Origin of the sequence: Cytobacillus stercorigallinarum, from assembly GCF_014836495.1 — a bacterium.
Taxonomy (GTDB): Bacteria; Bacillota; Bacilli; order Bacillales; family Cytobacillaceae; genus Cytobacillus; species Cytobacillus stercorigallinarum.
This window is the reverse complement of record NZ_JACSQT010000004.1, coordinates 181,433-190,972: the sequence shown is the minus strand read 5'-3', so window position 1 is coordinate 190,972 and position 9,540 is coordinate 181,433. Positions and strand designations below refer to the sequence as shown.

The 9,540-nt window shown below is 36.6% G+C and carries 16 protein-coding genes and 1 riboswitch; of the genes, 11 read left to right on the top strand and 5 right to left on the bottom strand.

The features are described 5' to 3' along the window. The first annotated feature begins 347 nt into the window (after nt 1-347). The 9 genes from H9655_RS10915 to H9655_RS10875 all read left to right on the top strand — a co-directional run bounded on the left by H9655_RS10915 (nt 348) and on the right by H9655_RS10875 (nt 4,691). The gene (locus H9655_RS10915) at nt 348-575 is read left to right on the top strand and encodes a hypothetical protein (protein ID WP_191813844.1); all 228 of its coding nucleotides are present in this window, start codon (nt 348-350) and stop codon (nt 573-575) included. Between the two features lie 72 nt (nt 576-647). After that, entirely contained in the window at nt 648-1,151 is a 504-nt protein-coding gene (locus H9655_RS10910; RefSeq protein WP_191813842.1) for a phosphoribosylanthranilate isomerase, read from the top strand. After that, the gene (locus H9655_RS10905; RefSeq protein ID WP_191813840.1) at nt 1,145-1,345 is read left to right on the top strand and encodes a hypothetical protein; all 201 of its coding nucleotides are present in this window, start codon (nt 1,145-1,147) and stop codon (nt 1,343-1,345) included. Before H9655_RS10910 ends, H9655_RS10905 begins: the two co-directional genes overlap by 7 nt. Before the next feature lie 240 nt (nt 1,346-1,585). Beyond that, a complete protein-coding gene (locus tag H9655_RS10900) occupies nt 1,586-1,768 on the top strand; it encodes a hypothetical protein (protein ID WP_191813838.1) in 183 nt (60 codons plus the stop codon). Nucleotides 1,769-1,778: 10 nt separating this feature from the next. Continuing rightward, nucleotides 1,779-2,099: a cytochrome C biogenesis protein gene (locus H9655_RS10895; protein WP_191813836.1), complete on the top strand. Its 321-nt coding sequence runs from the start codon at nt 1,779-1,781 to the stop codon at nt 2,097-2,099. Between the two features lie 146 nt (nt 2,100-2,245). Beyond that, nucleotides 2,246-2,491, top strand: coding sequence for a DUF4190 domain-containing protein (locus H9655_RS10890; RefSeq protein WP_191813834.1), 246 nt, complete (start codon nt 2,246-2,248; stop codon nt 2,489-2,491). Nucleotides 2,492-2,625: 134 nt separating this feature from the next. Then, the gene (gene aspA, locus H9655_RS10885) at nt 2,626-4,053 is read left to right on the top strand and encodes an aspartate ammonia-lyase (protein ID WP_191813832.1); all 1,428 of its coding nucleotides are present in this window, start codon (nt 2,626-2,628) and stop codon (nt 4,051-4,053) included. A 139-nt stretch (nt 4,054-4,192) separates the two neighbouring features. Continuing rightward, complete coding sequence (locus H9655_RS10880; RefSeq protein WP_191813829.1) at nt 4,193-4,495, top strand: hypothetical protein; 303 nt, start codon at nt 4,193-4,195, stop codon at nt 4,493-4,495. 1 nt (nt 4,496) lies between these two features. Further along, nucleotides 4,497-4,691 (top strand): helix-turn-helix transcriptional regulator, encoded by a 195-nt coding sequence (locus tag H9655_RS10875; protein WP_191813827.1) that lies wholly within the window; start codon nt 4,497-4,499, stop codon nt 4,689-4,691. A gap of 352 nt (nt 4,692-5,043) precedes the next feature. On the opposite strand, the gene H9655_RS10870 is transcribed toward H9655_RS10875, so the two are convergent. The 5 genes from H9655_RS10870 to thiT form a co-directional block, all read right to left on the bottom strand. Continuing rightward, a complete protein-coding gene (locus H9655_RS10870) occupies nt 5,044-5,358 on the bottom strand; it encodes a YbjQ family protein (RefSeq protein ID WP_191813825.1) in 315 nt (104 codons plus the stop codon). Continuing rightward, complete coding sequence (locus tag H9655_RS10865) at nt 5,339-5,557, bottom strand: sigma-Y antisigma factor component (protein ID WP_191813823.1); 219 nt, start codon at nt 5,555-5,557, stop codon at nt 5,339-5,341. The genes H9655_RS10870 and H9655_RS10865 overlap by 20 nt, the downstream gene beginning before the upstream one ends. Next, a complete protein-coding gene (locus tag H9655_RS10860) occupies nt 5,544-5,903 on the bottom strand; it encodes a YxlC family protein (RefSeq protein WP_191813820.1) in 360 nt (119 codons plus the stop codon). Before H9655_RS10860 ends, H9655_RS10865 begins: the two co-directional genes overlap by 14 nt. Next, entirely contained in the window at nt 5,857-6,414 is a 558-nt protein-coding gene (gene sigY, locus H9655_RS10855) for an RNA polymerase sigma factor SigY (RefSeq protein ID WP_191813819.1), read from the bottom strand. The genes H9655_RS10860 and sigY overlap by 47 nt, the downstream gene beginning before the upstream one ends. 350 nt (nt 6,415-6,764) lie before the next feature. Next, nucleotides 6,765-7,343 carry an energy-coupled thiamine transporter ThiT gene (gene thiT, locus H9655_RS10850; protein ID WP_191813817.1) on the bottom strand — a complete coding sequence of 193 codons (579 nt, stop codon included), beginning with the start codon at nt 7,341-7,343 and terminating at the stop codon, nt 6,765-6,767. A gap of 104 nt (nt 7,344-7,447) precedes the next feature. Next, a riboswitch (TPP riboswitch) is annotated at nt 7,448-7,552 on the bottom strand. A 149-nt stretch (nt 7,553-7,701) separates the two neighbouring features. On the opposite strand from thiT, the gene H9655_RS10845 reads away from it, so the two are divergent. Further along, nucleotides 7,702-7,935: a hypothetical protein gene (locus tag H9655_RS10845; RefSeq protein WP_191813815.1), complete on the top strand. Its 234-nt coding sequence runs from the start codon at nt 7,702-7,704 to the stop codon at nt 7,933-7,935. A gap of 23 nt (nt 7,936-7,958) precedes the next feature. Next, complete coding sequence (locus H9655_RS10840) at nt 7,959-8,933, top strand: M23 family metallopeptidase (RefSeq protein ID WP_225230570.1); 975 nt, start codon at nt 7,959-7,961, stop codon at nt 8,931-8,933. The last annotated feature ends 607 nt before the right edge of the window (nt 8,934-9,540 follow it).

Sequence of the window (9,540 nt, the reverse complement as noted above, 5' to 3'; positions counted from 1 at the left end):
CAAATGGAAAAATCAATGCAAATAGAGAGTGATATCAAGATATAAGCCACGCAAAAGGAAAAATCGAAGCAAATAGAGCAGCGTATCAAGATATGAGCGCCGCAAAAGAGGAAAGCAAAGCAGATAGAGAGTGACATCAAGATATGAGCCACGCAAAAGAGGGAATCGAAGCAAATAGAGAGACGCATCAAGATATAAGCCACGCAAAAGGGGAAAACAAAGCAGATAGAGAGTCGGATTAAGGCATGAGCGACGCAAATGGAAAAATCAATGCAAATAGAGAGTGATATCAAGATATAAGCCACGCAAAAGGAAAAATCGAAGCAAATAGAACAGCGTATCAAGATATGAGCGCCGCAAAAGAGGAAAGCAAAGCAGATAGAGAGTGTTATCAAGGTATAAGCCACGCAAAAGAGGGAATCGAAGCAAATAGAGAGACGCATCAAGATATGAGCGCCGCAAAAGAGGAAAGCAAAGCAGATAGAGAGTGTTATCAAGATATAAGCCACGCAAAAGAGGGAATCGAAGCAAATAGAGAGACGCATCAAGATATGAGCAATACAAACAAAAAATAACCAAAAAATATGACCAAGCAATATACAAAATCTAGCAATCTTTAACTAAAAAAAGTAACAAGGAGGTCCACGGTGAACAATCCAAAATTCAAAGAGTTTCTAAGAATAACAGAAGCGCTGAATCAAGTGAATATCATTCCTTTGTTAATGGGTTCGGTTGGGCTTGAGGTTGTGACGGGAGTGGATTGGCAAGCAAGGGATTTAGATATTCATGTGCCAGGTGATGAGCGAGGGTGGGCAGTACCTCCGGATCAGAATATTTTTGAGTGGTCAAAGATTGTTGATGTGATGGTATCGCTGGGTTATCAATTAGTCGATTTGCATGAACATGAGTTTATGAAAGAGGGTTTGTCGGTTGAGTTTGGAATTATCGATACGTTACCTCGCTTTGCTGGAATTCCTTTAGGAGAAATCATGCTTCAACAAGATAAAAAAAGTAAGTATTATTTATTAAATCGCAAGCAATATTTAAAGGTTTATCAAGCATCTTCTAAAGATAGTTATCGTGCTGAGCAAAATAATGATAAAGATAGGGAGAAAATAACTTATTTACATAAGGGGGGAATATCATGCTGAAGAAAAGCCTTTCTTTTGCAGTGACTTTCTTTTTGGCAAATACGATATGGCAAATAATAAGAAGTCAGCCGATATCTTGGTTTGAGAATACAATGGTAAGTTTGTTGGCATTTCTTATATATTTATTTTTTGAATGGACTGGGATTCCGTTTGATTGGAATAAAAAAAGCAAAAGAATAGAACAGAAAGAATAATTAAAAGGGTCTTTAAATCAAGGACAAAATAAAAAAGTTAAGAATCTAACAGATGATCTCTATATTGTTTAGCGGTCATCTTTTTTAGACAAATGCCCATAACTAGATTCAACTCATCCTTATGCCTTAACCAAGACTCAGACTTGAGACCAATTTTATCATTTTGAAACTAATTGTCCTGTAAAATCGTATAGAATAGGAGTGAAGCAAATTTAACAAAAATCCTGGGGGGGATGAAAGATGTCTACAGGAATGCTATCAATTATTGCAATCGCATCTATCGTTATTTGGCTTGCGGTATCGAATGAAGTGTTAAAAACGGAGAATAGTCGCTCGAAGTTGATTACTTTGATGACTGCTGGCACTTTATCAACAGTGATATTGACGATTTCACTTTTTCAAAGCGTGTCTTTTAAATGGTAGGTGAAACTTCATGTTATTTGAATATGTAAAAGTTGAAGTTTTAATACCAGAAGAATATATTGTGAGATTAAGAGATGAATTGAATGCCATAGGAACTTTGACAGTAGGGAATTATGATCATGTTATATCCTATTCTGCGGTAAAAGGTTATTATCGACCTTTAGAAGAAGCAAATCCTTACTTAGGTCAAATTGGGAAAATCTCATCAGGAACAGAATGTAAGATGGAATTTTGTTGCCTATATAGTCGGATGGAAGATGTGAAAACCGTCATCAAGCACATCCATCCATATGAAGAGCCGGTGATCTATTTCCATCCGGTGTTTGTTTAATAAAGAAGATGGAGGCCAAACTCGGTCGATTATGCCATTGTGTAATTCTCATCCATAAAACCTCTTAGAATGAAACTCTTCGTATATAAAGACCTATCGTGTAATAAGATGAACTTATAAGCCTGATTTTGAAAAGAGGCGGGCATTTGTCAAAAGTTCATTTCTCCCTTATTTTAGGGGTACTTTCTATCATTACTCCGTATATTGGACTAATCATTGGAATCTTCGGTAGCTTCTATGCATCAAAGTTATTGCACAATATTGAAGAAGCTGAAGGAAGAAAGTTGATTTCTGCTGGGAGAATTTGTAGTGTGATTGGGATTTGCCTCCATACTATTCTGCTCATTTTATTAAGTTTTTCTCTGATTATATATTTCTTAACAAGTGTGTAAGCAGAAAAAATCTTTGTTGCTCCCCGCCTTTATAAAAGAATTAGACTGTGCTATTATTTAGGAGATATATTGTCTTAAAGTAGAGATGAGATATCTATAGTTAAATGATGAAAATAGGCGAGGCGAAAATAAAAATGTCAAATGATAAAGTAAGGATTGAAAACGATTTCTTAGGTTCGAAAGAAGTGCCAATAGATGCATATTATGGTGTTCAAACCTTACGTGCAGTTGAAAACTTTCCAATTACCGGATATCGCATTCATGAAGAGCTGATCATCGCAATTGCTATGGTTAAAAAGGCAGCCGCGTTAGCAAATATGGATACAAAAAGATTATATGAGGGGCTTGGCAATGTTATTGTACAGGCTGCTGATGAAATTATTGAAGGAAAATGGCATGATCACTTTATTGTTGACCCGATTCAAGGCGGCGCTGGGACATCCATTAATATGAATGCCAATGAAGTGATTGCCAATCGTGCGCTAGAGTTACTAGGGAAGAATAAAGGAGACTATGCACTTCACTTAAGCCCGAATAGCCATGTCAACATGTCACAATCAACGAATGATGCTTTCCCAACAGCGATTCATATTGCTACATTGAATGCATTGGAAAAACTTACACAAACGATGGAGCATATGCTTGCGACATTTAAAGAGAAAGCAAAACAGTTTGATCATGTGATTAAAATGGGTAGAACTCATCTTCAAGATGCGGTTCCGATTCGTCTTGGACAAGAGTTTGAAGCATACAGTCGTGTAATCACGAGAGATATTAAACGAATCCAGCAATCCCGTCAGCATTTATATGAAATCAATATGGGAGCAACGGCTGTAGGAACGGGATTAAATGCAAACCCTTATTATATTGAAAGTGTCGTTAAACATATGGCTGAGATTACGGGTCTACCTCTAGTTGGCGCCGATCATCTTGTTGATGCAACACAAAATACGGATGCTTATACAGAAGTTTCTGCAGCGTTAAAAGTCTGTATGATGAATATGTCTAAGATTGCTAATGACATTCGTCTCATGGCATCAGGCCCGCGTGCAGGTCTAGGCGAAATTTCATTGCCTGCTCGTCAACCAGGCTCTTCGATCATGCCAGGTAAAGTGAATCCTGTTATGCCTGAAATGATTAACCAAGTGGCATTCCAAGTTATTGGTAATGACCATACAATTTGCCTTGCTTCTGAGGCTGGTCAGTTAGAATTAAACGTAATGGAACCGGTACTCGTTTTCAATTTATTACAATCAATCAGTATTATGAACAACGCTTTCCGTGCTTTTACAGATTACTGTTTAGCAGGTATTGAAGCGAATGAAACGCGTTTGAAAGAATATGTAGAAAACAGTGCAGGCATCATTACAGCAGTAAATCCACATATCGGGTACGAAGTCGCAGCACGCATCGCGAGAGAAGCAATCATCAACGGCAAATCCGTTCGTGAACTGTGCTTGAAATACGATGTGCTTACTGAAGAAGAATTGGATCTTATCTTGAACCCATACGAAATGACGAACCCAGGTATTGCGGGTGTGTCTTTGTTAAATAGAGATTAATTTTAATGCTTAGAGTTGATAATGACTCTAAGCATTTTTGTGTTGTTTTAATAAAAAATGTATAAAGTATTTTACATTTTTGGTAGGTGTTAGTATAATAAATGTCAAATACTTTTTACTTTTTGGAGGAGGAATCATCTTGAACGGGATTGTTATTATCTTTTTTTCTCTGCTAGCTTTAAGTTTGCTACTCATTTTTTATACGATCAGTACGTTACCTCAACTTGGTGATGAAAGGAAGAAATTAATTAAAATGAAAGCACAATCTTATTCTTTTGCAGTTGTTATCGTTGTGTTAGTGATTGAAATGGGGGAGAAGGTTTATTCTGTTTTCTGGGGAAGCAACACTTATGAAGGAATCTCACCATTTTCCTTTCTACTAAGTATTTGTATTATCTACTTGATCACTTTACTTTTTTATAAGAGAAAATACGGTAATTAAGATGAAAAACCGAATTCGTGAGTTGAGAAAGTCAATGAAACTATCGCAAGAGGATGTAGCGAAACGTTGCAAAGTAACGAGGCAAACGATTAATGCCATTGAAAATAATAAATACGATCCAACACTGCACTTAGCGTTTAATTTAGCTGCAATATTGAATACGACCGTTGATGAATTATTTGCGGGTGAAGAGTAGAAAAATGGGTTAACACAATAATGAAGGGAGTCGAGGATCTCTGGAAGAAAATCAAAGGTCAAAACTAGAGCTGTATCAGGCGAATTATGGATCACTCGTCACTGCGTTACTTTGTCTCTACAGTGCCTATGTCAGTTGGGGAGAGAATTGGTTTTTAGTATTTTTATTTAGTGCAGGTATCATTATTTGTGGGACATTTGCTTGCTATGATATTAAAAGAATGATTCAGCAGCGGAGGCTTAAGCGTTAGAATTAGGGGTTAGGAATTTGCCCAATCCTTATTCTGAATAGATATAAGTTACTCCGCAGAAAAGCTGTCGAGAAATCGACAGCCAACAAATATATATCTTGTTTACTCCACATACACCGCCGTACCATAAGCCAATATTTCACTCGCATTGGCCATTATGGCTGACGTTTCTAAACGTACACCGATAATCGCATTTGCTCCTTTTTCTTTGGCATGCTCAACCATGCGTCCAATCGCCTTTTGGCGAGATTCAGTCATCATGTCTGTATATTCAGAGACTTCTCCACCGACAATTGTACGTAATACGGCCACAATATCTTTTCCAATATGTTTCGATTGGACTGAATTGCCTCTTACAAAACCCTTTAACTCTTTAATTTCTTTACCTGGTATCGTTTCAGTAGTCACGATAATCATTCAATTCATCCTCCTCTTTTCTACGAACGTTTCTTACGATGAAATAGAAAATGAGTGGTACTGGTGCTTGAATTAAGGCGATAATACCCCAGAACCAATGATTCATCCCATTTTTCTTCGCATTGGTAAATAGAAAGATACTTTGTGATAGTAAAATAATAGCTACAAAGAATAGTAAATAGAAATCAATATTCTCCATGTCGCACCTTCTCTCTATGTTTTTGGATTTGCAGCAAGGTATAACAGATGACAAGAAGAACTGTAAGACCTTGTAATGTTATAAAGACAACTGGTATTTGGGTTAATGTTGTAAAAAATAAAACGAGAATGAGTGTTGCTATTCCGCTGAATAAGAGTAATTCTTTTCGCCACTTTCTGCTGGCTGCTCCCTTTTCTTCGATGACCATTTTTTCAAACCAATCTTTACTAGGAGTAGAGATGGGGTTATTTTCCTCAAACTTTACAAAAGAACGCTTTATTTCTTTTGAAAAATCTTCTTCATCCTTGTTTAATCGGGTTTTCCATTGTTCCTGGCCCTTTCTCATCTTCACCCAACTCCTTTCGAATGGTTTTAATTCCGCGGTGAACTCTTGATTTTACTGTTCCTTCAGCGATTCCGAGCATTTTGCCAATCTCATCATAGGCATAGCCATAATAATGTTTTAAAATAATCGGCACTCTTAATTCATCTTCTAATTCACCGAGAGAAGCTAATAAGAAATCCCAATCCTCATTTTGTGACTGTGCCTGCCATTTTAATTTCCGCATATGTTGTGCTTTAAAAGCATCAGCTCGCTTCTGGCGCCTTTTTTGATCGATATATAATTTTGTACCAATGGATATGAGCCAAGTGGAGAATTTCGATTTCCCCTGAAACTGATTTAATTTTTCAATCGCTTTTGTCATCGTTTCTTGTGCCAAATCCTCCGCTTCTTCTCGATTAAGGGTGAGCTTCATTAAATAGTGAACAAGAAGGGGATAACTCTCTTTAAATAAGTGAGCTAACGCTTGGCTATCGCCTTTTTTCGCTGCTTTAATCCACTTTTTCTCTTCCAAACTTTGCCCCCCTTTTCTTTGGATTTACTATTATGACGTTTAGTGTTCTCCTTTCGTTCACGAAAAATAAAATTTTTTTAAAAGGATGGAATGGCTCTTTTTAATCGATAGTGGTTATGTGGAACTTGTTTTGGAAAGTATCTCTTTTGGTGAACATCTCTCTGGTATGTAGAAATTTTAGCAAAGTGCTTGCATATGAATCTGCAAATAGAAGGGGAAGCGACAACAGAAAATGAGTTTTTGCATAGCTATGCTTTTTTATAGGGAATTATTCTTGATGAAAAGTAGACCGAATTTCTCGCCTATCTTGCGAAAAAAAGCTCTGAGTTTCCCTCAGAGCCTCCAAATCATTAATATGCTTTTTTCAAAAGTACTTTATTAGCTGTTGTGTAGAGTGTGATAACAACGAGAGCACATACGATAAAGGTAGGTAGCATATATGTTCCGTTATATACGAGTGAATACAGTGCGACAGGTTGATCAGCCGGGGCATAGGCGCCAAATAGGATAATGCCTGATAAATAATGGCATAAGAAGCGTAAGAAACTTCCTAAGAAAACGCCAATAATAACATACATATTTGCTCTTGCAAATTGGCCGTCTTGATAATTTTGCACAACTTTATTCATATAGATGCCTGCGAGTCCGACAACAGCAAAGGCTACGAAATAGTCAATAATCCATGAGGCGAAATGAAAAGGAACAGCTCCTGTTAAGATTTGTAGTCCTCCTAATAGTAAGCCCGTTAAGACGCCACCTTTAACACCCCAACGAAAGGCCATTAAGAAAACCGGTACCATAGCAAGTGAGATGGACCCACCTTGTGGCCAAAATCTACCCATTAGTAGTCCCGAAAGAAAATCGAGTAATAATGCCAAAGCTGCAAATATAGCGATTTCCACCATAAAAAGTGTTTTATTTTGTTTCATGTTTTTCCTCCTTCTCCGAAAAAGAGAAGCGAACGAGTAAACCTGTATTACTTTTTTGTCATGAAAAAAGCAATACATAGGCGGTGATGGATGCCTAGTATTGCTCATATCCAAAACCACGATCCCTACGCTAGCATTATCTAACAGGTTCTTAGGGTCAGAACGAACTCGCTCACTCTCAGCCATATTAGGCTCCCCTTGTGGAAGTATTAAATTTAATCCTCGGTAAGAATATACTATGACTTTCCTCAGAATTCAAGAATCTTTTTATTGGTAAGAGAAAAAACAGATTATTTGTGAAACTTATTCCCTAGATAGTCGTAGAATAATCAAGGAGTGATTTATATGAAGAAGGTTTTTGATTTTTGAAGTAAACCATCATGGAAATCATATAGTAATCGAAAATTATTGGATTAACGGAGAAAAGTTGTATGTAAATGGCGAATTACAGGATGAAAATTTAGGTCTAGCATTAAGGGGAGGTTTGAAAGGTAAGTTAGAAGATTCACGTAGAATTAAAGTAACTATAGGCGGTTTCTTTACTGTTAATTGCAAAATATTTCTTGAGAATCGTTTAATTTTTTCATCTTAATAAAACTTACGGGGGTAGAGGGTATGGTCGGGTCAATGGATCCTGATAGGTTTATAGATTATTGGTTAAGAGCAGAGTATAAGGAAATTTACCAAGCCACTTCAAAAGTGTTTCAAGGCATGGTTTCATTATCAGAATTTATTGAGATGAGCGCAGCCTTTAATGAAGGTGTGCGTAGTTATCAGCTTATGTCACGGACGAATGTCTTAGGTATTGATCAGTTCGTATGGGTAGATCACTCAAAAGCAAAAGCAGTAGTGGTTGGATTTGATGATAAAAATACAATTGTCAGTTTCTATATGAAACCTTACTTTGTCTTTCCAGAAACAGATAAGGTCTTTACAAAGAATGAATACATTATGCCAGTGATGGATGAATGGTTTGTATTCTGGGGTGGTACAAATGAATTTATTAATTATCATTACGCTTATGAACATCAAAGATACGCGTATGATTTAATAAAGGTGAAGGATGGTTCTACATATAGTGGTCGGCCTGAAAAAAATGAGAGTTATTACGCATTTGCAGAGGAAATTATCGCCCCTCAAGATGGCAAAGTAATAAAAGTGGTTGATGGTCTTGATGATAATATTCCAGGGCAGATGGATGAAGAGCATCCGCCAGGCAACTATATTGTAATTGAGCATGCGCATAAGGAATATAGTATGATTGCTCATTTTAAAAAAGACAGTATCATTGTCCAAGAAGGAGAGGAAGTTATTCAAAAGCAATTACTTGGCAAATGTGGGAACTCAGGCAACTCATCTGAAGCGCATATCCATTTTCAAATCATGGATTCAGGAGATCTTCGTAAAGGAAAATCAATTCGCATTCGTTTTAAAAATGGTGTGGAACCGATTCAAGGAGAGATCGTAACGAATCATTTAACGAAATATCGTGATCGATTCGAAGAGAAGTTCGACAAGGTCGAAAATACGATGACAATAGCAGACTATATTTTTGCCGTTCCGCGAGCAATTATCCAGCTATTTAAATAGGGGAAATACGGTTACAGGGAGTCGCTTGTGCGGATCTCCCTCGCCCACACAATTCAATCAAACGTTTGTTTAAATCGCAAAAATAAGTGGTTTGATAATGATTGTTGCTCTTTTCGTAAGACTTAGTGCCCTTTTTTAACGCATCAACTAATAACTGGGTATTGCGGTTCAAGTTCGTTCTTTTGGTAACTTCCTTTAGATGTATTTAAATAATAGGTTGCAGATATATTATGATCGGTAAGTTGTGTCATGTGAATAGTTTTTAAATCAAACTGTTCGTTCAGTATATTTTTTATTATATTAACGTTCATTAATTACACTCTCCTCGATAATTTATTTTTGAGAAAAGCTATGAAACAGACTTAAACATAAGTTATTCAAACAAAAATCCTCCTTCATTAATCTGTTTAATATTTCTATAAAGCATATAGAGCCATATCAAGTAAAACAAAACGGTAATACCTAAGTTATTTCCGCTAGATAGTCTCTCTTTACACATAATATAGTTCTTTTATTAGTCTGCTCTGGTTGGGTGATAGTTACTTTCTTTCTTTAAATAAAGGGAATTCTCTTAGTTATGTTGCTAAAGGGGGGAGATTAGTGACAA